The 23,825-nt window shown below is 36.7% G+C and carries 19 protein-coding genes; 10 read left to right on the forward strand and 9 right to left on the reverse strand.

Going from position 1 to position 23,825, the window contains the following annotated elements; genetic code table 11:
• Positions 1-56 precede the first annotated feature (56 nt).
• A complete protein-coding gene (locus BLW28_RS00315) occupies positions 57-872 on the reverse strand; it encodes a 2,3,4,5-tetrahydropyridine-2,6-dicarboxylate N-succinyltransferase (RefSeq protein WP_073220255.1) in 816 nt (271 codons plus the stop codon).
• Between the two features lie 164 nt (positions 873-1,036).
• On the opposite strand from BLW28_RS00315, the gene ruvX reads away from it, so the two are divergent.
• The 4 genes from ruvX (at position 1,037) to fsa (ending at position 3,590) form a co-directional block, all read left to right on the forward strand.
• Positions 1,037-1,447, forward strand: coding sequence for a Holliday junction resolvase RuvX (ruvX, locus tag BLW28_RS00320; RefSeq protein ID WP_073220252.1), 411 nt, complete (start codon positions 1,037-1,039; stop codon positions 1,445-1,447).
• An 88-nt stretch (positions 1,448-1,535) separates the two neighbouring features.
• On the forward strand, positions 1,536-2,126 hold the full coding sequence (def, locus tag BLW28_RS00325; RefSeq protein ID WP_073220250.1) for a peptide deformylase: 591 nt from the start codon (positions 1,536-1,538) through the stop codon (positions 2,124-2,126).
• Between the two features lie 62 nt (positions 2,127-2,188).
• Positions 2,189-2,740, forward strand: coding sequence for a DUF5606 family protein (locus tag BLW28_RS00330; protein ID WP_073220247.1), 552 nt, complete (start codon positions 2,189-2,191; stop codon positions 2,738-2,740).
• A gap of 196 nt (positions 2,741-2,936) precedes the next feature.
• Entirely contained in the window at positions 2,937-3,590 is a 654-nt protein-coding gene (fsa, locus tag BLW28_RS00335) for a fructose-6-phosphate aldolase (RefSeq protein WP_073220244.1), read from the forward strand.
• Positions 3,591-3,654: 64 nt separating this feature from the next.
• On the opposite strand, the gene BLW28_RS00340 is transcribed toward fsa, so the two are convergent.
• Positions 3,655-5,040: a TlpA family protein disulfide reductase gene (locus BLW28_RS00340; RefSeq protein ID WP_143036806.1), complete on the reverse strand. Its 1,386-nt coding sequence runs from the start codon at positions 5,038-5,040 to the stop codon at positions 3,655-3,657.
• Between the two features lie 142 nt (positions 5,041-5,182).
• On the opposite strand from BLW28_RS00340, the gene BLW28_RS00345 reads away from it, so the two are divergent.
• On the forward strand, positions 5,183-6,811 hold the full coding sequence (locus BLW28_RS00345; RefSeq protein ID WP_073220239.1) for an ABC-F family ATP-binding cassette domain-containing protein: 1,629 nt from the start codon (positions 5,183-5,185) through the stop codon (positions 6,809-6,811).
• 78 nt (positions 6,812-6,889) lie between these two features.
• Here BLW28_RS00345 and BLW28_RS00350 read toward each other — a convergent pair whose 3' ends face one another.
• Both BLW28_RS00350 and BLW28_RS00355 read right to left on the reverse strand, forming a co-directional pair.
• Positions 6,890-7,138, reverse strand: coding sequence for a putative signal transducing protein (locus tag BLW28_RS00350; RefSeq protein ID WP_073220236.1), 249 nt, complete (start codon positions 7,136-7,138; stop codon positions 6,890-6,892).
• Between the two features lie 6 nt (positions 7,139-7,144).
• Entirely contained in the window at positions 7,145-7,387 is a 243-nt protein-coding gene (locus tag BLW28_RS00355; protein ID WP_073220234.1) for a putative signal transducing protein, read from the reverse strand.
• 566 nt (positions 7,388-7,953) lie between these two features.
• Between BLW28_RS00355 and BLW28_RS00360 the strand changes: the two genes are divergently transcribed.
• The 4 genes from BLW28_RS00360 (at position 7,954) to BLW28_RS00375 (ending at position 15,517) form a co-directional block, all read left to right on the forward strand.
• Positions 7,954-9,246, forward strand: coding sequence for an erythromycin esterase family protein (locus tag BLW28_RS00360; RefSeq protein ID WP_083540677.1), 1,293 nt, complete (start codon positions 7,954-7,956; stop codon positions 9,244-9,246).
• A gap of 91 nt (positions 9,247-9,337) precedes the next feature.
• Positions 9,338-9,913, forward strand: a complete 576-nt coding sequence (locus tag BLW28_RS00365) for a fasciclin domain-containing protein (RefSeq protein WP_083540678.1) — start codon at positions 9,338-9,340, stop codon at positions 9,911-9,913.
• A 124-nt stretch (positions 9,914-10,037) separates the two neighbouring features.
• Positions 10,038-12,380 carry a T9SS type B sorting domain-containing protein gene (locus BLW28_RS00370; RefSeq protein WP_073216095.1) on the forward strand — a complete coding sequence of 781 codons (2,343 nt, stop codon included), beginning with the start codon at positions 10,038-10,040 and terminating at the stop codon, positions 12,378-12,380.
• 134 nt (positions 12,381-12,514) lie between these two features.
• Positions 12,515-15,517 carry an aminotransferase class III-fold pyridoxal phosphate-dependent enzyme gene (locus BLW28_RS00375; RefSeq protein WP_073216098.1) on the forward strand — a complete coding sequence of 1,001 codons (3,003 nt, stop codon included), beginning with the start codon at positions 12,515-12,517 and terminating at the stop codon, positions 15,515-15,517.
• A gap of 5 nt (positions 15,518-15,522) precedes the next feature.
• On the opposite strand, the gene pheT is transcribed toward BLW28_RS00375, so the two are convergent.
• From pheT to BLW28_RS00390, 3 genes are all read right to left on the reverse strand, one after another.
• Positions 15,523-17,949, reverse strand: coding sequence for a phenylalanine--tRNA ligase subunit beta (gene pheT, locus BLW28_RS00380; RefSeq protein ID WP_073216101.1), 2,427 nt, complete (start codon positions 17,947-17,949; stop codon positions 15,523-15,525).
• Between the two features lie 300 nt (positions 17,950-18,249).
• The gene (locus BLW28_RS00385; protein ID WP_073216103.1) at positions 18,250-19,482 is read right to left on the reverse strand and encodes a M48 family metallopeptidase; all 1,233 of its coding nucleotides are present in this window, start codon (positions 19,480-19,482) and stop codon (positions 18,250-18,252) included.
• A gap of 88 nt (positions 19,483-19,570) precedes the next feature.
• Positions 19,571-20,377, reverse strand: a complete 807-nt coding sequence (locus BLW28_RS00390) for a TrmH family RNA methyltransferase (RefSeq protein WP_073216106.1) — start codon at positions 20,375-20,377, stop codon at positions 19,571-19,573.
• Positions 20,378-20,530: 153 nt separating this feature from the next.
• Here BLW28_RS00390 and BLW28_RS00395 point away from each other — a divergent pair, with 153 nt between their 5' ends.
• On the forward strand, positions 20,531-21,424 hold the full coding sequence (locus BLW28_RS00395) for a T9SS type A sorting domain-containing protein (protein ID WP_073216109.1): 894 nt from the start codon (positions 20,531-20,533) through the stop codon (positions 21,422-21,424).
• 107 nt (positions 21,425-21,531) lie between these two features.
• Here the strand turns inward: BLW28_RS00395 and serC are convergent, their stop codons facing one another.
• Positions 21,532-22,599 carry a 3-phosphoserine/phosphohydroxythreonine transaminase gene (serC, locus tag BLW28_RS00400; protein WP_073216112.1) on the reverse strand — a complete coding sequence of 356 codons (1,068 nt, stop codon included), beginning with the start codon at positions 22,597-22,599 and terminating at the stop codon, positions 21,532-21,534.
• A gap of 123 nt (positions 22,600-22,722) precedes the next feature.
• Complete coding sequence (locus BLW28_RS00405) at positions 22,723-23,769, reverse strand: acyl-CoA reductase (protein ID WP_073216114.1); 1,047 nt, start codon at positions 23,767-23,769, stop codon at positions 22,723-22,725.
• Positions 23,770-23,825 lie beyond the last annotated feature (56 nt).

Here is a 23,825-nt window from a genome sequence, read left to right on the forward strand (position 1 = left end):
AAAACTTCTTTCAAAACATTATTTTCTTCAACTGCTGCTATTTACAATACAACCAATTAAACCGCCACCCCGTACTCCCTCAGGGCATCATTCAGTGAAGTTTTCAAATTAGTACTTGCTTTTCGGGTTCCAATTATCAAGGCACAAGGAACTTGATAGTCGCCCGCAGGAAACGATTTAGTATAACTTCCCGGAATAACTACAGAGCGTTCGGGAACGTATCCTTTTATTTCTACAGGTTTTTCACCTGTTACGTCAATGATTCTTGTGGAAGCCGTCAGCACAACGTTAGCACCCAAAACAGCTTCTTTCCCCACGCGAACGCCTTCAACTACAATGCAGCGTGAGCCTATAAACGCATCATCCTCAATAATAACGGGTGCAGCTTGAAGTGGTTCTAAAACGCCTCCAATGCCAACGCCACCGCTTAAGTGTACGTTTTTACCGATTTGAGCGCAACTGCCCACAGTAGCCCACGTGTCTACCATTGTACCTTCGTCAACATACGCGCCAATATTCACATAACTCGGCATAAGGATAACTCCTTTAGAGATATAAGCCCCGTGACGTGCCACAGCGTGAGGAACAACTCGGATTCCTTTCGCTTCATAACCTGATTTCAAAGGAATTTTATCGTGATATTCAAAAATACCAGCTTCCATAGTCCGCATTTTTTGAATCGGGAAGTAGAGTACGATTGCTTTTTTAACCCATTCGTTTACCTGCCAGCCATCAGCCGTTGGTTCAGCACAACGGAGTTCCCCTGCATCACAAAGGTTAACAACTTCGCGTATGGCGACAATGGTTTCAGTTTCGGAGAGTAGGGAACGGTCTTCCCAAGCTTTTTCTATGGTTTGTTTAAGTCCTTGCATAAATATTATTTTGAATTCGGTTCAGAATCATTGAACCAAGTTTTTTACTGTGTTATTCGCTTGTCGTTACTATCAACGACATTTTGACAAATATACTCTTCATAAATCAAAATCAGAATAGATAGTAGTATAGTAATTAACAAACTCTTACTTTTGCAGTCGTTATGGGAAGGATTTTAGCATTGGATTACGGCAGTAAACGCACAGGTATTGCCATTACAGACGAAATGAAGTTGATTGCTTCAGGGTTGACAACCGTTGCTACCTCTGAATTAATGGAGTTTTTGAAGAAATATATCGCTTCAGAAAAAGTAGCATTGGTTTTAGTGGGTGAACCGAAGCAAAAAGACGGAACGCATTCCAATATTGAACAAGAAATTCAGAAGTTTTTAAAGAAATTTACCAACGTTTTCCCCGACTTAGAGGTGAAACGTGTTGATGAACGTTATACTAGTAAAATGGCTTTTCAAACAATGATCGATAGCGGCTTAAAGAAGAAGCAACGCCTAAATAAAGCGTTGATTGATGAGATTAGCGCGACGATAATTTTACAAGAATACCTTTATAATGGCTAGTGAATAATGGGATTGCTTCGAGAATTACAGCCGAAAAAAACCTGAACCGATAATTATAATTTAATCATTAATCATTAAACATTTACAAATGGTTTTACCTATTGTTGCATACGGCGACCCCGTATTACGAAAAGAAACCGAAGCGATAACCAAGGATTTTCCGAAGTTGGATGAGCTAATCGAAAACATGTTCGAAACTATGTATGCGGCGCGAGGCATCGGGTTGGCAGCACCACAAATTGGAATGGCTGTCCGACTTTTTATCGTAGATGCGACCATTTTTGAAGATGATGAAGATTTAACTGAAGAGGAACAAAAATTTGCTTCAACATTTAAAAAGGTGTTCATTAATCCTGAAATAATTGAAGAATCAGGCGATGAGTGGGCTTTTAATGAAGGGTGTTTAAGTATTCCTGATGTACGTGAAGATGTTTTCCGTCAGCCTGAAATTACGATTGTATACGAAGATGAAAACTTCAAAAAACACAAAGAAACCTTAAGTGGTATTGTTGCTCGCATTGTGCAACACGAGTACGACCATATTGAAGGTGTTCTTTTTACAGACAAACTTTCGCCTTTAAAGAAAAGGTTAATTAAAAGTAAGTTGACCAACATCTCTAAAGGGAAAATAGATGTCGATTACCGAATGCGTTTTCCCAATGCAAAAAAGAAACGTTAACACGCTTGTTTATATTAATCAAACCAAAGATATTTGCAACCGTTAAAATTTAAAAATATTTTATGAGCTTAGAAAAAGTGCTATCCATTTCCGGCAAACCGGGACTTTTCTTATTAAAGAATCAAACTCGTAATGGTTTTCTAGCAGAATCGCTTCTGGATGGAAAAACCGTGAACGTTAGTGGTCGCCACAGTGTGAGTCTACTTTCTGAAATTGCTATTTATACGTTAACTTCTGAAGTGCCACTTCGAGAAGTTTTTCAGAAAATTGCAGACAAAGAAGAAGGAAAGGAAGCCATAAGCCACAAGGTTTCAAAAGAAGAATTAGAAGAATATTTCTTCAATATTTTACCAGATTATGATGAGGATCGTGTTTATCCAAGCGATATCAAAAAAGTAATTCAGTGGTACAATATGCTTGTTAAAAACAACTTGACCGATTTCTCTGTAGCTGAAAAGAACGCTAATGAAGAAGGCAAAGAAGCTGTTGAAGCCACTAAGGAAACAAAAACTTCTGGAGCTGCAAAATCCGTTGCACCTAAAAACACAGCTCAAAAAGCCTCATCTGCAAAGAAAGGTGGAGCCACTAAAAGCGCTGCTTCACGTAAAACCTAATATTATATTTTCAGAAAAGCATAGTTCTGAATAATAAAATTATTTTAATAAAATCCTTTAATTCCAATTATGGTATTAAAGGATTTTTAGTTTTTCCTAACTTCAGTTTCTGCCAACAAACAATCTTTTCCGAAAACTATATTGAACGCAACTTATCTTGTGTATTTTTGCGTTAAATAACTAGAAAACTTAAGCTATGAAATTTTTTATCGACACTGCTAACCTTGATCAAATTCGCGAAGCCCAAGACATGGGAATTCTTGATGGAGTAACTACAAACCCATCGTTAATGGCTAAAGAAGGTATTACAGGCCGTAACAACATACTGAAACACTACGTAGACATTTGTAATATTGTTGACGGAGACGTTTCAGCAGAGGTAATTGCAACCGATTTTGATGGAATGGTAAAAGAAGGGGAAGAGTTAGCAGAACTTCACGACCAAATTGTAGTAAAAATTCCAATGATAAAAGAAGGCGTGAAAGCAATTAAATATTTTGCCGATCGAGGTATTCGAACAAATTGTACGTTGGTATTTTCTGTGGGGCAAGCGTTATTGGCTGCAAAGGCGGGAGCTACTTACGTTTCACCATTTATTGGAAGATTGGACGATATTTCTACAGACGGACTCGAATTGATTGCAGACATTCGTCTTGTTTATGATAATTACGGCTTTGAAACAGAAATTTTAGCAGCTTCAATCAGGCATACAATGCACGTTGTAAATTGTGCAAAAATTGGAGCCGATGTAATGACGGGACCACTATCATCAATTGAAGGGCTTTTAAAGCACCCTCTAACAGATAGCGGATTGAAACAATTTTTGGCAGACCACAAAAAGGGGAACTAAATTTCTATTTCATTCAAGAAATAAATTCTAGAAAGCAGCATTTAAAAAAAATGGGGAGTTTTTGCTATTTGTTTAAAAACCCAAGCAATAACTCCTCAAAATCGTTATTAAACATATTTGTATTTCCATCAAGAATTACGGAGTTTTTGTCCAAAATAATTGCTTTGCTAGTTGTGCTAAGGACTAACTGTTTCTCTGCTTCTGGAACATTTTCTAGTTGAAATTCCTGTTTTGGGTTGTACCCTAAATTTTTAACAGTGTTTCGCCATTTTTTAAAGTGTGTGTCCCTGTTGATGGCAATAAAGTTATATTCAGGATATTTAGATTTCAATTCGGCAGAACGGTTATGAACCATTTTTGCTTGATTTGGAGATTCAGCAGACCAAAAATAAAGCACAGTTGGTTTGGTTACTACACTATGAAGGTTCAGCACATTGTTGTCCATCGATAGCAATGAAACGTTCGAAATCAAATTGCCTTTAGACATTTTAATCGTGGCTTCTGTCAATTCTTCAATCTCGATTAGGTGTCTTGAATTATTATTTAAACTCGCGAACAACTCATAAAATTGCTTTTCTTCATTTGGATCTTTCGCGCAAAACAAATAGCGAAATGCGGTAAATCGCAACAAACTGTTTTTAATAGAATCGTTTGATATAGCACTGTTTATGGCGTTTATTTTATCAACGCTAAAATCGTATGAATTACGATCAGTTCCAGGAGGATGTTTTGCAATTGTCAAATTAGTGAAATAGCGATTTAAAAAACGGTAGTAAGGATAATAAAATCGAAGCTTTTCATTATTGAAATCTATATCTTTTCTAAAACTATAAAAATCATCCCCAATTGTTTCAATCCTACTTCTGTTGGCCATTCCGTACATTTCCTTTTTGGAAAAATAATCATAGTCAATAGAAGCTTGAGCTACTTCTTTAAAACCTTCGCTTACAGTATTTTTATCAAGAAAATCTTTATACTCGATTTCTTTTTCAACCTTTATTGAGTCGATTTTTGAGGTAAATTCTTCTGGAGAAAGCGTATACCATTTTGGAAGAATTTTGTTTTCTTTTTCACTTCTCAAATATAGGTCCATCAACAAGTTGTTTTGTTCTGCACCTTTTCCTGAATAGGCTAATGATTCGTCAAATTCAATTGTATTTACGTGTATTAAAAGGCTGTCTCCCGGTTCAATATAAAAAACCTGGGTTTCATTGTGTCGAATGGTGTATAACCCCTCTTTTATTTTATCGGTTCTATATAAAAAGAAATTATTGGAATCGAGATTAACCGTGTCCATTACCAGTTTACCTTGACCAAAAATAACATAGTCTAACTTCGGATTTACTATTTGACCGCCTATCCAGGTAGTTCCATCAACAGGGTTGTTCTTCTCTTTACAAGAAAATAGGGTTAACAGTAGTATAACAAGAGGAAGTAATTTTCTAACCAAGAGCACATTAATTATAATTGTGAACAAATGTAACCGAGAGCATCAATGGATTGTGTTAAATCATGGTTAAAAGCGCCATTTGAAAGTTAATCTTTTCAGCGTATCAGTTAAATGGCTACTTTTGCGCAAAATTTAAGAAAGTATGCTATCAGTTTCAAATTTATCAGTTCAGTTCGGCAAAAGAGTTTTGTTCGACGAGGTAAGCACTCAATTTACCACTGGTAATATATATGGTATTATCGGGGCTAACGGTGCGGGAAAATCTACCTTCCTAAAAATAATTTCAGGAAAACAAGAGCCAACTTCAGGACGGGTGCACTTAGAAAAGGGTAAGCGCATGTCTGTTTTAGAACAAAACCACAACGCTTACGATGATTTTATGGTTTTAGAAACCGTTGTACGAGGTAATAAAGAGCTTTTCGCTATTAAAACTCAAATCGATAAACTTTACGAGGATTATACCGATGCAAATGCTGAAAAAATAGGTGAACTTCAAGTTGAATTTGAAGAAATGAACGGATGGAATGCTGAAAGCGATGCAGCGACATTGCTTTCACACCTTGGCATTGATGAAAGTTATCATTACACGTTAATGAAAGATTTAGATGGAAAACAAAAAGTTCGAGTGCTACTTGCACAAGCACTTTTCGGAAATCCAGACGTCCTAATTATGGACGAGCCTACAAACGATTTGGATTATGAAACAATTACGTGGTTGGAAAACTTTTTAGCCAATTATGACAATTGTGTTATCGTTGTTTCGCACGACCGTCACTTTTTAGATTCGGTTTGTACACATATTAGTGATATCGATTTCGGAAAAATTACGCACTACAGTGGTAACTATACTTTTTGGTATGAAAGTAGTCAATTAGCGGCGCGCCAACGTGCTCAGCAAAACAAAAAAGCCGAAGAAAAAAAGAAAGAGCTGCAAGAGTTTATTATGAGGTTTAGCGCAAACGTGGCGAAAAGTAAGCAAGCTACATCGCGTAAAAAGATGATCGAGAAATTAAATATTGAAGATATAAAACCTTCAAGCAGACGTTATCCTGCTATTATTTTTGATCGCGATCGTGAAGCAGGAGATCAAATTTTAAACATAGAAAACCTTTCATCTTCAATTGATGGGGAGGTGTTGTTTAAAAACGTTAATTTAAACTTAGCGAAAGGAGATAAGGTTGTTGTTTATTCAAGAGATTCACGTGCTGCCACAGCTTTTTATGAAATATTAAATGGCAATTTAAAACCAGATAGCGGTGAATTTCAATGGGGAATTACAACCAATCAGAGCTATTTGCCGTTAGATAATGAAGAATTTTTCCAAAACGATTTATCTTTAGTTGATTGGTTACGTCAATACGCCAAAACTGAAGAAGAACGTGAAGAAGTTCATATTAGAGGGTTTTTAGGTAAAATGCTTTTCAGTGGTGAAGAAGCATTAAAAAAGAGCAATGTGCTTTCTGGAGGTGAAAAAGTGCGCTGTATGTTAAGTAGAATGATGATGATGCGTGCTAACGTTTTAATGCTAGACGAACCTACAAATCACCTAGATCTAGAATCTATTACAGCATTTAACAACTCACTTAAAAACTTTAAGGGAACCGTGCTTTTTACAACGCATGACCACGAATTTGCACAAACTGTTGGAAATAGAGTAGTAGAATTAACTCCAAATGGCGTTATCGACCGTTATATGACTTTTGATGAGTATATGGACGATAAGAAAATAAAAGAGCAACGCGAAAAAATGTATGCTACCGAAGCGGAATAATATTTTTAGTTTATAAACGAAGTGTGGTGTGGACTTATACAATAAGGCACACCACATTTGTTTTTTAGTGAATTTTAATTACTTCTGGTTATTTATTTCTTCTCCAATTTCTATAAAAAATTCATCAATGATTGGCTGTGCTTTTGCCATTTCATCCTCCCGAATATAGATTCTCATTTGGTTGTTAATATCTGCAGCAAATCCTGCTCTAGTTGCACTTTCATGGTCATCTTTCTGTACAGGACTTATTCCTATTTCATTTAATCGCGCAATTAAACCCATAGCAACCAAAGATGGACCTGTGTATATTCTTTTAATTTCCGACATCGTTTTTTATTCTTCAGTTTCTGCAATAAAAACATCGGCGATGGGCTTGGCTTTGGCAACTTCATCTGCTCTAACAAAAACCCGAATCTGACCAGAATAGTTGCTTCCAGAGCCAAACATTACTGCATTTTTTTGATCGTCCCGTACAATTGGAACAATGCCAATTTCTTCCAATCTTACTACGAGTGCTTCGGCCATTAAAACAGGGCCAGTGTAAATGCGAACTGTTTCTTCTTTGCTTTCAGACATAATTATTTTGTTTTATTGATACAGTTACTAAGGTACTAACTTATTTTAGACTTTACATCAATCCTGTCCTAAATAAATTTTGTTGTCCATTTGAAAAGTTTTTTAATTTTTTTCGACCTCTTTTCTTTTTTGCATCGCCCAAAAAAGAAACAAAAAAGTCTAGGCTGACGAAACTTTATCTAAATTTATCATTCGGCAGCTAAATTTTAGGAACTCGCTTTGATATTTCTTGCTAAATATAAAAATTTATAATGCTCAAACAGCCTAAAATTTTTAACGCTGCTCTCATTTCAAATTTTACGATAAATTTCCGATAGGCCGATTTGACATTTAATTTTCAACCCCTTAAAACATTAAACCTCCAAAAATATTAATAAAATAAGGTGTTTTGCAGAGATTAGTAAAAACGTTTAGGACGCTATTGACTTTACATCGATAAATTTTATAAAAACTATCGTTGTTCTCCTAATTAATCGCTACTAAGGCTTTAAAGATTACATGCTGTGTGTTCTGCTTTTGGGTGTCAATCTTAATGGCTATATTGTATTACCTTGAAATAATCAATTATGAAGTTGTTTATAATGTTATTAATGGCTTTTACTATGGTTTTGTCTAATGCTCAAGATTTCAAATCCAAAGCTATTCCTCTTAATGATGAATCTAGCTTGGATACACTCATTAAAGCGGCTGGAAACAAAAAGCTTGTAATGCTAGGCGAAGCCAGTCACGGTACGCACGAATATTACCTCTGGCGCGACAAAATAAGCCGCCAATTAATTGAAAAACATAACTTCAGCTTTATTGCTCTGGAAGGAGATTTTGCAAGTCTATACCGCCTTAACCAGTATGTTAAGAATATGGAAGGAGCCGAAAACTCTGCGAGAGAAGTATTGCTAAAACTTGATCGTTGGCCAACTTGGATGTGGGCTAATGAAGAAATAGTAGCACTGGCAGAATGGCTTCGAAAGTATAATGACAATTTGCCTCAGAACGAGAAAATTGGTTTTTATGGCATGGATGTATATGATGAATGGAATTCTAAAAAGATGGTTTTGGAGCTGCTGGAAAGCACGGATAAAGCCAGCTACGATTTTGTAAAAGCTGAATACGATTGCTTTCATCCGTATAAAGGAGATAGTTGGCAATATGCACGCGCAGTAAAGGCTGGGAAAAAGGATTGCGCTACTGCCACGAAAAATGTTGTCGATTACATTAGAAATAATCGAAATTTGCTAAGCGACTTGTCTGATGATACTTATTTTTATTTGCTTCAAAATGCAATCGTCTTTCACAATGCAGAGGAATTTTATAGGGAGAGTATAGCATCTAAAGAATCTGCCTCGTGGAATTCCAGAGTGTTTCATATGCAAGAAACGGTAGGGGATTTACTTTCACTCTATGGCAGGGATTCAAAAGGAATTGTTTGGGCTCATAATACCCACATTGGCGATGCTTCGTATACCAATATGCGGAATTTTGGAGAAAAAAATATTGGGCAACTAAGCCGTGAAAGTTTGGGTAGTGAAAATGTGTTTTTAATAGGCTTTACTACCTATAAAGGAAAGGTTATGGCTGCCCGCAGTTGGGGAAGTGCGATGCAGGAAATGAAAATACCAAAAGCTATCTCCAAAAGTTTGGAATCAAAATTGAATAAAATTGGTCATAAATCACTGTATATTATTTTTGATGAAGAGGATAGAAAAGAAAAGAACCTAAAAGTTATGGGAAATAGGGCGGTAGGCGTGGTGTACAATCCAGAATCCGACAGAAGGCAATTTGTTCCTACCCTTGCTTCTTTGCGCTATGATGCTATAATATTTTTTAAAAACACCACAGCCTTGAAGGTTTTGATTAAATAAAAAGATGTTTCTTGATACTTTGAAGATGTGCGAAACGTTATGTCAATTATTAATACTTAATTATTATATTTACGACCTATAAAAAATCCCTATGATGCTAAAGAATATTTCGCTACTACTTTTTATTGTCGTTTGTGGCAACCTAGTTTCCGCTCAAAAGTACCTATCAAAAGAGATGCCTGAGATCTCAGAGGAATGGAATGAAAATACATTTACTTCTACCAAAACATTTACTGAGAACATTGGTGGAGCGCAAGAATTCACAATTCTATCTGCAATTTTAAAAGATAACTCATTGGCCAAATCTATTGAAAACAATGAGATGGTTACTGTTTTTGCTTTTAGTGACGCCGCATTTTCTGAATACAGCAAAAAAGAAAAAAACGCGCTTTTGGCAAATAAACAAATGATGAATTCGGTTGTTAAATACCTTATTGTTCCAGGACGTATAGACAAACACGGACTTGAAACAGAAGCGAAAAAACACAAAGATCAGTTTTACTTAGCTACACTTTTAGGTGAAAAATTAAAGGTTATTGAAGAAGGTGGCCAACTTTATTTAATAGATATGGAAGGTCGACGCGCTGCTATTACTGCAACGAATTTCACTCATAAAAATGGGTTTTTTCATATTATTGATGGTTTGGTTTTTCCAAATATCAAGTAGAAAAAATCAGTATTTTTCTGAAAGCACTCTAATTCCGCACGCTAGAAATATTACAATTTGATTAACGTTCAAGTTTGCCGAAAAACCATTCGGTTAGGTTATTTTTGCACGCTCTAAGTACGTTATGGTTAATCATCTTTTCAAAACTTGCGTTTTATTTTCTGTGCTTTTTTGGGTTTCATTTGTTCAATCCCAGAACATTACGGTTGATGCCAATACCTACACCCCACAACAACTTGTTGAAAGTATTTTAATAGATAGTGGCTGTATTGATAATGTTCAAATTACCAATGCGGTAGGAGGAGGTTTTCAGGATTCAGATAAAAGTTATGGATACTTTAATGCAAACGGAAGTGATTTTCCATTTGAAAAAGGTGTCGTTCTTTCTACCGGTAAACTTGCGAATGTACCTGGACCAAATACTACCCTAAGTGACGATGATGCCCCAGGATGGATTGGAGACCCCGATTTAGAAGCCGCACTTGGTATTCACAATACTACCAATGCCACAATTATCGAATTTGATTTTGTGCCCAATGCCGACAACATTCGGTTTCGTTATATTTTTGCTTCCGAAGAATATCAACAAGGCGACCCCAATACGTGCCGTTATTCCGATGCCTTTGCTTTTTTAATTAAACCAGTCGGTGGAAGTTATAATAATATTGCTTTAGTTCCCGGTACCAACACGCCGGTTCAGGTAACGACCGTGCATTCTGGTATTCCTGGTTCTTGCCCTCCAATAAACGAAACCTATTTTGAAGGTTGGAACGGTCCAAATGCGCCTATAAATTTTAACGGTCAAACAAAGGTTTTAATAGCTGAATCTCCTGTTACAATTGACCAAGCGTATCACATAAAACTTGTTATTGCAGACGAAGGGAATCACAGGTACGATTCCGCTGTTTTCTTGGAAGGTGGGAGTTTTAACATTGCAGCAAATTTAGGTCCTGACCGAAGTTTTGTAACCAATAATCCGTTGTGCGAAGATGAAATCTACATTTTAGACGCAACTCCCGTAGGAAACAATCCTGTTGGGTATAAATGGTTTAGAAATGATGTTTTACTTACAGGCGAAACCTCTGCAGAACTTACTGTTACAACCGAAGGAGTATATAAAGTAGAAATAGACTTCGGAAACAATTGTATTGCAATAGATGAGGTTTTAATTGAATTTGATGGACCTGTTGCCGCCCAGAATACCGATTTGTACCAATGCGATTTTGTTAATAATGGTCGCGCTACTTTCAATCTGTTCAATGCTGAAGCGGCAGTTATCGATGGCAATCCATTGCTTCGGGTGTATTCTTTTCATAGAAGCTTTGCAAATGCTGAAGCCAATTTCGACCCAATTCCTAACCCTAGGAGCTACACAAATACACAACCAGATGAAGTAGTGTTCGCACGTGTTGTTTCAGATTATGGATGTGTTGGGGTTGCCGAAGTAACCTTAAAAGTAACGACCAATACCGTATCGCCATTTCAACTAGTGGCTTGTTCAAATGAAGGAACTCCAGGGTATGCCACCTTCAATTTGTCAGAAGTTTCTTCAGAATTAATAGCACTTTTCGGAAGTAATTCAAATGTAAAATATTATCGTTCTTACGCTGATGCTATTGCGCAACGAAATCAACTTTCAGTTCCATTTGTAAATACACAAGCAGGGATTCAAACTATTTTTGCAAGAATTTCAGGAAATGAAGGATGTTTGGGAACAGCCGAAGTAAATTTAAGGGTAATTAATACACCTGAATTTGAAAGCCCCGACACTTTTACGTATTGTGTAAACAAATTTCCTGCAGAAATAACACTTTCATCAGGGCTTATCGGAACAATTACCGATACTGAATTCCTTTGGTCTACAGGTAGCACCGAACCCCAAATTGAAGTAAATGAAGCTGGGACTTATACAGTAACCGTTACTCGCTTTAGAACGATTGATGGTGAAACTTATACGTGCACAAGTACCCGAACTATAACGGTAGTAGATTCTGAACCATTACAAGTATCGTATACTCTTCAAGGTGAATATGGAAACCAAACCCTAACTGTTTCAGTTTCGGGAACGGGAGATTATCTTTACGCTTTAAATGATGGTCCATTTCAAGAAAGCAATGTTTTTGAAAATTTAGAATTAGGAAGATATTTATTGACTGTAAGAGAAGTTGATGGCTGCCAATCGGTTACAATCCCTGTTAGTGTTGTAGGGTATCCAAATTTCTTTACTCCAAATAATGATGGTTATCACGATTTTTGGCAGTTAAGGGGGCTAAACGGCAACAATATGCAATTAAAACAGGTACTTATTTTCGACCGTTTTGGAAAATTTCTTCACTCACTTGATTTAGAAGGAATAGGCTGGGATGGCACCTATAACGGCGAAAAACTTCCTTCTTCCGATTACTGGTTTAGGGCAATTTTTATGGATGGCAGCGTTTATAAAGGTCACTTTACCTTAAAACGATAATTACCCAATTTAGGTAATCGCAACCTGTTGTTTTCTACTTGTTATTTTATACGAAAGCCTAATATTTATCTACACTTGAACAACCGTTAATTCATATTTTGACTAATTTTGATACTCAATCATTTCTCAAGATTATGTCAAAAACCTCTTCTAAAATAGCCTCTCAAATCGCTCTTGAATATTTCAATTTAAAAGCTAAATCTACTACGCTCAATAGTTATGCAGATGAAAATTTTCTACTTGAAACAGATTCAGGAGAAAAGTTTCTTCTTAAAATATCGAATGAAGCAGCTAAAGAGAACTTAGATTTTCAGGTTCGGTTGTTGCAACATCTTTCTGGAATGAAGCTGCCATGTCTAATTGCACGAACTGTTTTAGACAAGAATGGAAATGCACTTGCAGCTATTTCAAGAAATAAAACTGCTCGTTTATTAAGTTGGATTCCAGGAAGACTATGGGCTACTGTAAACCCTAAGACCGATGTTTTACGCAATAATTTAGGAAAGGTTGCAGGAACTTTAACCACGGCTTTACAAGATTTTGAGCATCCTGCGGCACATCGTAGATTGGATTGGGATTTGGCTAATGCCGATTGGACAAAACGATATTTAAATAGATTTTCTGGTGAGGAGAAGAAAATGATTTCGTATTTCCAGCAAAGGTTTTCTGAGGTTGAACACACGTATAAAACACTTCCAAAAAGTGTGGTTCACAATGATTTGAACGATTACAACATTCTCGTTTCCGAAGACATCTCAAACCCTTCAGTTAGTGGCATAATTGATTTTGGCGATGCTGTTTATACACAAACCATCAACGATTTGGCTATTGCTTTGGCGTATGCAACTATGAATTTGCCCGAGCCACTTTCGGCAGCACTCGATGTGGTTTCTGCCTACAATAAGCAATATAAATTTTCAGAAAATGAATTAGCCTGTCTTTATGTTTTAGTCGGAATGCGATTAGTGACCACAGTAGTAAGTGCTTCTCTAAAAAAAGAAGAATTCCCGAATGATGAATATTTCGTAATCAGCGAAAAACCCGCGTGGGACTTGCTTAAAAAATGGTTTCATGTAAACGAAAATTTCGCACACTATTCTTTCCGTAAAGCTTGCGGATTTACAGCACATCCACAGGAATTAGCTTTTAAACTTTGGGCAGAAAACAATCAAATTTCCTTAAAAACAGTATTTCCAACAATTCATTTTGATTCAGTCATTAATCTAGATATGAGTGTGGGAAGTACCTTGTTGGGGAATCTTTCAGAATATAGCGATACCGCGTTGTCTGAATTTAAATTAAGTCAATCTCGAGAAAACAACCCTCAAGCAATTCTTTTAAATGGCTATTTAGAAGTTCGACCATTTTACACTACCAAAGCCTTTAAAAGCGAAGGCAACAATGGGCCACAATACAGGACAGTTCATTTAGGAACCGATTTTTGGCTTCCCTCCCAAACGCCTGTTCACGCACCATTTGATGCAACGGTAAAAATTATCCACCATAATAATTATGACAAGGATTACGGCCCAATGTTGATTTTAGAGCATCAGTTTGAAGGCACCTGTTTTTACACGTTGTATGGTCACCTATCATTAAGCTCTCTTGATATTTTAAATGTAGGGCAATCTGTTAAACAAGGTGAACTTATAGGTTATATCGGCACTTCAAGTGAAAATGGCAATTGGGCTCCGCATCTTCATTTTCAAATAATTTTGGATTTATTGGGTAATAACGAAAATTTTAATGGCGTTGCACTTCCTTATGAAATAGAGATTTGGAAAAGTATCTGCCCAAACCCGAATCTTATATTTACAGAAGAATTGGATACTAAAGAAGAAAAACCTTCGGAAACGGACTTAATTGATTTCCGAAAAGAACATCTTGGAAAAGGATTAAGTCTTTCGTATGATAAACCGCTTCATATTGTTCGAGGCGAAGGCGTTTATTTGATTGATATAGAAGGAAGGAAATATCTAGACACTGTTAATAACGTAAACCACGTTGGGCATCAACATCCCAAGGTAGTGGCGGCAGGGCAGCGACAAATGGCGGTTCTGAATACAAATACACGCTATTTACACGAAGAAATTGTGGCATATTCCAAAGCTTTGTTGGAAAAACTTCCTCCTCATTTATCTGTAATCCATATTGTAAACTCAGGCAGTGAAGCGAACGAACTGGCACTCAGGATGGCTAAGACAGTTACTGGCAACGAGGATTTTATTGCAATTGAAGTCGGTTATCACGGGAATACCAATGCTGTTATGGATGTTAGTTCATACAAATTTGATGGTTACGGTGGAAGTGGCGGCCCAAGAACGACTCATATTCTTCCGCTGCCTGATTCTTTTAGAGGGAAATATACGGGCGAAAATTGCGGACTCGATTATTCCAAATACGCCAAAGAAATTATCGAAAAATTAGAGGCTCAAGGGAAAGGAATTGCTGGGTTTATTGGGGAAAGTATGGTGAGTTGTGGTGGACAAATTGTGCCGCCTTCGAACTACTTTAAAGAAGTTTATAAACACGTTCAGCGTGCTGGGGGAATCTGTATTGCAGATGAAGTGCAGACAGGTTTCGGCCGTATGGGAAAAACCTTTTGGGCGTTTGAACTTTACGATGTCTTGCCCGATATAGTTACAATGGGTAAGCCAGCAGGGAATGGCCATCCACTTGCAATAGTAGCGTGTACGGCAGAAGTCGCAGCTAAATTCAACACAGGAATGGAATACTTCAACACTTTTGGAGGCAATCCTGTTTCGTGTGCTATTGGTAAAGCTGTTCTAAAAGTAATTGACGAGGAAAACCTTCAGCACAACGCTTTGGAAGTAGGCGGATTTTTAAAGTCAGAATTGAAAATCCTTCAAAAAGAATTCCCGATAATTGCAGATGTTAGGGGAGAAGGCTTATTCCTAGGATTTGAATTGACTAATTCAAACAAAGAACCATTGCCAATGCACACATCCTATTTGTCTAACAGAATGAAACAGTTAGGAATTTTGATGAGCATAGATGGGCCAGACCACAATGTTATGAAAATAAAACCTCCTGTTGTTTTTAGTAAAGAAAATGCAACAGAACTTATTACAAGATTGAAAACTGTTTTCGCTGAAGATTTTATGAGAGCGTTTTAAATAAATTATCTCAAAGTAGCCCCGAAATCAGTTTCAAACCTTTGTTTTAACTTGCTCATTATTTTGTCAACTTGCTTGTCGGTAAGCGTTTTATACTCGTCTTGAAAAGTAAAGTTGATGGCGTAGCTCTTTTTGCCTTCTGGAAGATTTTTTCCTGTATAAACATCGAATAAAGAAACTGCTTTAAGCAACTTTTTCTCGGTGCTTAATGCTACTTTTTTCAAATCTTGAAATCTTACGGAATCGTCTAGCAAGAGAGCAAAATCACGCTCGGATCCTGGAAATTTAGCAATGGGTTTAAGGTTGAAGTTCTTAGTTGAAATTTGGTTTAGCACCGCATCCCAATCAAAATCTGCATAAAATACCTCGGCATCGATATCTAATTTTTTGGCTATTGCTTTCTTTATAATTCCAAATTCTACGATTGTTTCTTTGTTTCTTTTAAAAGCAATTCCTTCAGAAAAAATATCATTTTCAGTGCCTTCTTCTGTAAAGTCTTGCAATCCTAATCGCTCTAAGATGGCTTCAATTGTACCTTTTCCGAAGAAAAAGTCACTTTTCGTATTTGGGGCAGCCCAATTTCCGTCGTTCCTCATTCCTGTTAGAAAAAGAGAAAGATGTTTTTTCTCTATTCTTCCACCAGGAAAGCCGTGATATGTTTTTCCAAATTCGAATAAACGAAGGTTACTGTTTTTTCGATTGCTGTTGTATTCAATGGTTTCCAATCCCGAAAACAACATCGATTGCCGCAACACGGAAAGATCATTGCTCAATGGATTCAACATTGCAATGTTGAATTTCTCTAAAATCGATTCGCTTAAACCGCTGTATTTTGGAGATGTTAATGAGTTGTTTAACATTTCGAAAAATCCAAGCGATGTTAGCTGAGAGGCGATTTTATTTTGAACAGAATAATCTTCGCCCGTTAAGACTGGTGCAACGGAAGCATTGAGTTTTTCGGTAAATTTTACGTTGTTATACCCATAAACCCGTAGAATTTCCTCAATAACGTCTACATCTCGGATTACGTCGTTTCGGTAAGGAGGGATACTCATTCCTATGCCCGTTTCGGTGAGATTGTTGATTTTCATCTCAAGGGACGTAAGAATTTCCTGTATTGTTTCCTTCGAGATTTCTTCACCTATAAGCTTGTTTGCTTTTTCAAAATTTAGAAAAACCTGATGGTCTTCAATTTTTTTAGGATATAGGTCTATTAAATCACTTGTAACTTGTCCGCCAGCAATTTCTAGAATAAGAATTACTGCTCTTCGAAGTGCATAATCGGCAATGTTAGGATCTACACCTCTTTCAAAACGGAATGAGGCATCGGTACTAAGACCGTGACGCTTGGCAGTTTTTCTAATGCTTACAGGATCAAAATAAGCACTTTCAATGAAAATATTTGTGGTGCTCTCGGTTACGCCACTATGTAAACCGCCAAAAACTCCCGCAATGCACATTGGTTTTTCAGCATCGCAAATCATTAAATCTTCATCGCTTAGTTCCCTTTCAACGCCATCTAGTGTTGTAAATTTCGTTCCATTTTGTAGCGTTTTTACGGTGACAGAATTGCCAGTAATTTTTTCAACATCAAAAACATGTAAGGGTTGCCCAAGTTCGTGAAGTACATAATTTGTGGCATCTACAATGTTGTTAATAGGTGAAAGTCCGATAGATTTTAACCTATTTTGAAGCCAACTAGGAGAGGCTTCTACTTTTACATCACTTATGGTAATTCCGCAATAGCGAGGGGCTAAGGCTGGATTTTCTACATTAATATCTACCCTTAGTAAGCGGTTATCGACCCTAAACCTACTTGAGGAAGGTGTATTTATTTTGGTAGAAATTCCGTGTTGCAGAAGACCTGCTTTTAAGTCGCGTGCTACACCCCAATGGCTCATTGCATCTGAGCGATTTGGCGTTAGGCCTATTTCGAATATTTTGTCGTTTTCAACCTCGAAAATTTCAGCCACTAGCGTGCCTGGTTTGTGTTTTGAATCTAAAACCATAATGCCGTCGTGAGATTTTCCGAGACCGAGTTCGTCTTCTGAACAAATCATTCCTTCGCTTACCTCACCACGAATTTTACCTTTTTTAATTTCCCAAGATTTGCCTTCTGCATCATAAAGAGTTGTCCCAACTGTGGCTACCGGTACTTTCTGACCTTTGGCAACATTTGGAGCACCACAGACAATCTGAAGAAGTTTTCCATCGCCCACATCAACTTTTGTAACTTTTAAACGATCTGCATTGCTGTGCTGTTCGCTTTCAATAACGTGCCCTACAACAATACCATTTAGACCTCCTTTTACAGAAGAAAAATCTTCTATTCCTTCAACTTCCAAACCTAAATCTGTTAGTAGTTCCCCCGTTTTTTCAGGATTCCAAGGAAGGTTGATAAATTGTTTTAGCCAGTTGTACGAAATATTCATAATAGTGAAATCTTAAAGGAGCGCAAAGATAGTATTTACGAGTTTATTTACCTATTTTCGGGCAAGTTGGATTTTGGATTTTTTACCCCCTACGTTGTTTCAATAAAACGGTATTAAATTAGAGTTGAATCAAGTAAATGGAAGCTATAAATAAACGTAATTGTCGCAATACTTGATTATAGTTTAGTTAGCCTTAAAAACAATCTAATTTATTGTCTTTTCAAAGCAATAATTAAATCGAAACGGCAACCATACCCCAAAAGTTTCGAAAACTTTTTTGGTCTTTGCTTCTAGAAATTTTTATTTTTCCAAATTCCTAAATCGCTGTAATAAAGTAGGATGGGAGTAATGTGCAAAAACGTATAGCGGGTGAGGGGTAAGGTTGCTTAAACTGTTTTTAGATAGTTTTTTAAGTCCGCTGATCAAAGGTTTTCCTGCGAAGGTGTTTTTGGCGTAGTCATCTGCTTGGTATTCAAACTTCCGGCTTAGATGGTTCATGAATAAGCCTGTAATTCCTGAAATTGGGCTGTAAAGTACCCCGAAAGCTATCAACCCAATATGAAAAGAAGGTTGCGAAACGTTTAAAGCTTCAGAAAGTAACGGATTTCCTATAAATAGAGAAAGCAACCATAGCGTGAAACCAGTTGTAATAATGGCAGCGATGAGGTTAATGATAATGTGCTTCTTTTTATAATGACCAACTTCGTGCGCTAGAACGGCGACTATTTCATCTTCGTCTAAATCGTTTATCAAGGTGTCGTAAAGGGTTACACGCTTTTCACTTCCAAATCCAGAAAAATAGGCATTGGCTTTAGTGCTTCGTTTACTTCCGTCGATTACGAATATTTTATCGAGAGTAAAACCAACTTTAGAAGCGTACTTTTCAATTTGTGTACGCAACGCACCTTCCTCTAAGGGTGTTTGCTTGTTAAATAATGGGACAATAAATCCAGCGTAGAATAGATTCATTAAAACGGTGAAAGCCGTTACGAGCCCCCAGGCATAGAGCCAGAAATTGTTGCCTGTACTTTGATAAAACCAAATAATAGCACCTAAAATAATTCCGCCGAGTATGGCACCCATGAGCCAACCTTTTAGTTTGTCGAGAAAAAAAGTTGTTCTTGTTGTTTTATTGAAACCGTATTTTTCTTCAATTACAAAAGTGCTGTAATAACTGAAAGGAGTGCTTATTATGTCACTCGCAATCATTATTATTCCGAAGAAAACCAGTGCGACGATGATTTCATTATCTGAAACCGATCGAGCCAAACCGTCTACAAAAGCGAATCCGTCTAGTAAGAAAAATAGGAGGGTGGCAACGAGTGAGATTGTTGAATTGAGTAATCCAAATTTGTAGCGTTCTTTTTTATAACGTTGTGATTTTTTGTATTCATCTTGGTCAAAAACATCTTGCAATTCTGCTGGAAGTGGATCGTTAAAATGTTTTGCATTGAGATAATCCAAAGCCTGATCAATTATAAAACTGACGACTAAGATTGTTATTATGACGAAAAAAACTGTTTCGGGCTTCATAGATTAAATTCCACATTTTAAGAACCAAATTCCAAAAGGTGGCGTTTTGGAATTTAGAATTTGTTTTATATGTTATTTGCGATATTTTTTAAAGAAAATCCCGCTGACGTTTGGCTTCAAATATAAGGATTCCCGCAGCTACGGAAACGTTCATGCTGTCTATTTCACCTTGCATTGGGATGATGATATTTTGCGTGCTATTTTCTAACCATTCTTCGGAAAGGCCAGTTGCTTCGGTGCCCACGACTATTGCGGTACTTTCTTTGAAATTGCAAGTATGATAAGGAACGGAAGCCTGTAAAGCGGCGCAATACATGTTGATATTGTTTTCTTTTAGAAATGAGATTATTTCTGAAGGGGTTCCTGTAACGACCTTATTGGTAAACAGACACCCCACACTGCTGCGAATGATGTTGGGGTTGTACATATCGGTTTTTGGATTGGCAATGATTACGGCATCTACATTTGCAGCATCGGCTGTACGGAGTAAAGCGCCAATATTTCCTGGTTTTTCAGGAGATTCAGCGACAAGGAGTAACGGGTTTCTGGTTTTAAATTTCAGGTTGGAAATGGTTAAGTCTTTCACTTTTGCTATCGCCAAAACGCCTTCGGTTGAACTTCGGTAGGCGAGTTTTTCATAGATTTCGGAAGTGATTTCGATGAATTCTGTTTCGGAGTTGATAGATTTTTCCAGTTCAGTTACTTCTCCTTCGGAAATGATTTCAGGACAAAAAAGGAGTGTTTTTAATTGATAGCCTCCCTTAAGTGCGAGTGAAATTTCGCGCAGCCCTTCAATAAAAAAAAGTCCCGTTTTTCTACGTTCGCGAGATTTATCTTGAAGTAAACCAATTTGCTTTATCAGTGGATTGTGAGGGCTAGTGATTGTTTTGTACATAAGGTGCTTAATATATCTTGCAAAGGCGCGAAGTCGCAAAGGTAAGGAGATATAGAAATATGAAGGGTGTAATGTTTAGAGTAATTAACTGCGACCGTACTATCATTGAAATTATTTACCTGATATTGCATATATTGCACAAAAATTTGAATTATGAAAAAGTTTATACTTTTCGTGGGAATTTTATTTTTTAGCATTTCTACTCACGCCCAGCTTATCGTTAATAACAATCCGTATCCATTGATAGAATGTGATGATGATGGTGATGGTTTTGCCTTTTTTAATTTACATCTGGCAGATGCAGATATTGCTATGGGCAACACCTCTTATTATTTTACCTATCATAAAACAGTTATGGACGCTGAAAATGGTACAAATGCATTGGTTAGCCCATACATGAACGAAGTTATCTATATCGAAGTGGTTTTTGCTAGAGCGGAAGATACCCAAGGAAATTATGCGGTAGTAGAACTAGAATTGCAAGTGGTTGATAATCTTCCAATAACACAACCAATCGACCTAGTTGTTCCAGATAGTGATGGCGACGGTATTGCAATTTTTGATCTTACCGTAAATGATGCAATAGTTTTGGAAGGATTAAATCCTGAGCTGTATAGTGTTACATATTATGAAACCCAAGCAAATGCTGTTCTTGGAGAATTTGCTATTTTCAATCCAACGATTTATAATAATATACAAAACCCTCAAACTATTTATGTACGGGTTGAAAGTCTTAGTGGAAATTGTGTTGTCGTTGCATCCTTTATCATAAGTACAGAGACGCTTTCAACCGATTATTTAAAATTTGAAAACTTAAGTACGTTTCCAAATCCAACTTCAGGAACTGTAACAATTCAATCTTCAGAATTAGTTTCAGAAACGACTATTGCACTGTATGATATTGTAGGAAAAAGGCTGTTCTCCAAAAAATCACTTCCGCAGAATAGCATGATAACACTAGATATTTCCTTTATTGAAAATGGGGTTTATTTTCTCAAAATTTCTTCAGAAGGTAAAGAAGCCGTGCAAAGGTTGATAAGAAAGTAAAATCATTCTTAAATCTTGCAAGGTCTCTTTTCTGACATTGTATGTGTTACAATATAAGTTGATTGGGAAAAAACCTAAGGTTTTAGAAACCTTGCAACAAGTTGTTCTCATCCTATTCTCTCAACTTCTTGCATTACATCAACCAACACTTGAACGCTTTCCAGTGTTAGGGCATTATACATTGATGCTCGATAGCCGCCCACACTTCGATGCCCATTTATCCCGCTGATTCCTGCTGCTTTTACTTGCGAATCAAAAGTTTCTTTTAATTGTTCGTTTACAATATTAAAAGTGGCATTCATTATTGAGCGGTCTTCTTTGTATGCTACATATCCTTTGAATAAAGGATTGCGATCAATTTCTGTGTATAGAAGTGCTGCTTTTTGCTTATTCACTTTCTCAATTTCTGAAATTCCGCCTAATTCTTTCAGCCATTTTAACGTCAGCATTGAGACATAAACAGCAAAAACAGGAGGCGTATTAAACATACTATCCTTGTTTATCATTACTCGATAATTTAGCATAGAAGGAATGTTACGTGTTACTTTTCCTAAAACATCTTCTTTAACTACAACTAAAGTAGCTCCCGCGGGACCCATATTTTTCTGTGCACCAGCGTAAATTAAACTAAACTTTGAAAAATCTAACTGTCGCGAAAAAATGTCGCTGCTCATATCGCAAATAAGAGGGACATCAGTAGTTGGGAATCCATCCATCTGTGTACCATAAATAGTGTTGTTGCTCGTGCAATGAAAATAATCTATATCCTTAGGAATTGTATAATTCTTTGGAATAAAATTAAAACCATCACTTTTTGAAGACGCTACTTCCACAACTTCACCGAGCATCTTTGCTTCTTTAATTGCTTTATCGCTCCAAGTTCCCGTGTTTAAATAAGCGGCTTTGTTTTCCAGTAGATTATAAGCCGTCATCAAAAACTGCATACTCGCACCCCCTTGAAGAAATAATGCGTGATATCCTTTATTTTGAAGCCCAAGGTGCTCCAAAGCCAGACTTCGTGCTGTTTCCATAACTTCAACAAAATCCTTGCTACGATGCGAAATTTCAAGTAGTGAAAGGTTTAAATCGTTGAAATTTAAAACAGCGTTAGAGGCTTGTTTTAAAACAGATTGCGGTAAAATGCAAGGGCCAGCGCTAAAGTTGTGTTTTTTCATCGGTTGAAAGTTTTGTGTTACAAAGTTCAGTATTATGAGCTTAATTAAATACTGAATTAGGAAGTTTTTCTAGTCTTTCTTCCGTCAATTTATACCAACCAACTACTCACTATGTTTTACCGACTATCGTGGCAGATTCAATAGAAAGTCAACAGAATCGACTCCGTCTGCATAATCCCAAAGTTCGGGACTTTGCGTTTTTCCAAAAGGAACGGCGTTGTCTATAGTTTCGTTCGTAACCACACATTGTAGGTTTTCAGCATGCGTCTTCAAGGTATTTTTTAAGTCAGAAAGTGAAGTGTATATTTCATAGAAAAGCACAGCAATAGGAGAGGAGAAGCCTGAATCTTCTTTCAGTAATAAGAATTCATTGTCTAAAAGCGGAAAGCTATCCATTAAATAAACGGCCTTGTTGTAGTCGTAATTATTGATGTATTTGTTGTTATGAATAATTTCCTTCCAACGATAAATAGCTTTAAAAAACTTTTCGAAATCATAACCTTCTGGAACGTATAATTTTGAAACATTTCGACATCCTAATCCAAAATATTGGAAAATATCATCGGCAAGGAGGTTTAAATCTTCCTCAGTTTCATTTCCTGTGAGTATTGCTACTGAGTTTCTGTTTTTTCGTATAATGTTTGGGTACTTTGAAAAGTAATATTCAAAATAACGCGAGGTATTGTTGCTACCGGTTGCAATTACAGCATCAAAGTTGCCGAGTCTGCCCTCGGTGAATTCAATGTAGTTGTTGAATTCTGGTTCTATGAAAACCAGTTTTTTTGCAATAAAAGGAAGTAAGGTTTTGTCGTTCGAAGAGAGTTTTGCCAATACTTTATTTCCAGTAATTAAAACCGAAAGAAAGTCGTGAAAACCGACTAATGGGACATTTCCTGCCATAATAATGGCAATTGTTTTTGGGTTTTTAACCGAAGTTTCAGAAAAACTATGCAAATTGTATTTTGAAGTCCACTTATTCAAATTTTCTTCCGAAAGTGCATCTGCCCAATTCTGTAGTGCGAATTTGATGTTTTCAATAGTAAACCATCCGTTTTCAGCCTTAGCTTTTCTCAGGGTAAATTCGATTTCATCTTGGATGGCATTAGTCTCTATTTCATTGAGAAATTTCCCTAAACTGACTAAAGCGTTAATTCTTTGTTTTAATTCCATATTTATTTTTGGAGTTGCCCTTAAGAGGGGTTAACTTTGCGCAAAGTTAGAAAAAG

The organism is Aequorivita viscosa (genome assembly GCF_900106795.1).
Lineage (GTDB): Bacteria > Bacteroidota > Bacteroidia > Flavobacteriales > Flavobacteriaceae > Aequorivita > Aequorivita viscosa.

What these genes read in the sequence shown, in the direction of transcription:
- BLW28_RS00315 (WP_073220255.1), bottom strand. Translation starts at nt 872, where the DNA reads ATGCAAGGACTTAAACAAACCATAGAAAAAGCTTGGGAAGACCGTTCC.
- ruvX (WP_073220252.1), top strand. Translation starts at nt 1,037, where the DNA reads ATGGGAAGGATTTTAGCATTGGATTACGGCAGTAAACGCACAGGTATT.
- def (WP_073220250.1), top strand. Translation starts at nt 1,536, where the DNA reads ATGGTTTTACCTATTGTTGCATACGGCGACCCCGTATTACGAAAAGAA.
- BLW28_RS00330 (WP_073220247.1), top strand. Translation starts at nt 2,189, where the DNA reads ATGAGCTTAGAAAAAGTGCTATCCATTTCCGGCAAACCGGGACTTTTC.
- fsa (WP_073220244.1), top strand. Translation starts at nt 2,937, where the DNA reads ATGAAATTTTTTATCGACACTGCTAACCTTGATCAAATTCGCGAAGCC.
- BLW28_RS00345 (WP_073220239.1), top strand. Translation starts at nt 5,183, where the DNA reads ATGCTATCAGTTTCAAATTTATCAGTTCAGTTCGGCAAAAGAGTTTTG.
- BLW28_RS00350 (WP_073220236.1), bottom strand. Translation starts at nt 7,138, where the DNA reads ATGTCGGAAATTAAAAGAATATACACAGGTCCATCTTTGGTTGCTATG.
- BLW28_RS00355 (WP_073220234.1), bottom strand. Translation starts at nt 7,387, where the DNA reads ATGTCTGAAAGCAAAGAAGAAACAGTTCGCATTTACACTGGCCCTGTT.
- BLW28_RS00360 (WP_083540677.1), top strand. Translation starts at nt 7,954, where the DNA reads ATGAAGTTGTTTATAATGTTATTAATGGCTTTTACTATGGTTTTGTCT.
- BLW28_RS00365 (WP_083540678.1), top strand. Translation starts at nt 9,338, where the DNA reads ATGATGCTAAAGAATATTTCGCTACTACTTTTTATTGTCGTTTGTGGC.
- BLW28_RS00370 (WP_073216095.1), top strand. Translation starts at nt 10,038, where the DNA reads ATGGTTAATCATCTTTTCAAAACTTGCGTTTTATTTTCTGTGCTTTTT.
- BLW28_RS00375 (WP_073216098.1), top strand. Translation starts at nt 12,515, where the DNA reads ATGTCAAAAACCTCTTCTAAAATAGCCTCTCAAATCGCTCTTGAATAT.
- pheT (WP_073216101.1), bottom strand. Translation starts at nt 17,949, where the DNA reads ATGAATATTTCGTACAACTGGCTAAAACAATTTATCAACCTTCCTTGG.
- BLW28_RS00385 (WP_073216103.1), bottom strand. Translation starts at nt 19,482, where the DNA reads ATGAAGCCCGAAACAGTTTTTTTCGTCATAATAACAATCTTAGTCGTC.
- BLW28_RS00390 (WP_073216106.1), bottom strand. Translation starts at nt 20,377, where the DNA reads ATGTACAAAACAATCACTAGCCCTCACAATCCACTGATAAAGCAAATT.
- BLW28_RS00395 (WP_073216109.1), top strand. Translation starts at nt 20,531, where the DNA reads ATGAAAAAGTTTATACTTTTCGTGGGAATTTTATTTTTTAGCATTTCT.
- serC (WP_073216112.1), bottom strand. Translation starts at nt 22,599, where the DNA reads ATGAAAAAACACAACTTTAGCGCTGGCCCTTGCATTTTACCGCAATCT.
- BLW28_RS00405 (WP_073216114.1), bottom strand. Translation starts at nt 23,769, where the DNA reads ATGGAATTAAAACAAAGAATTAACGCTTTAGTCAGTTTAGGGAAATTT.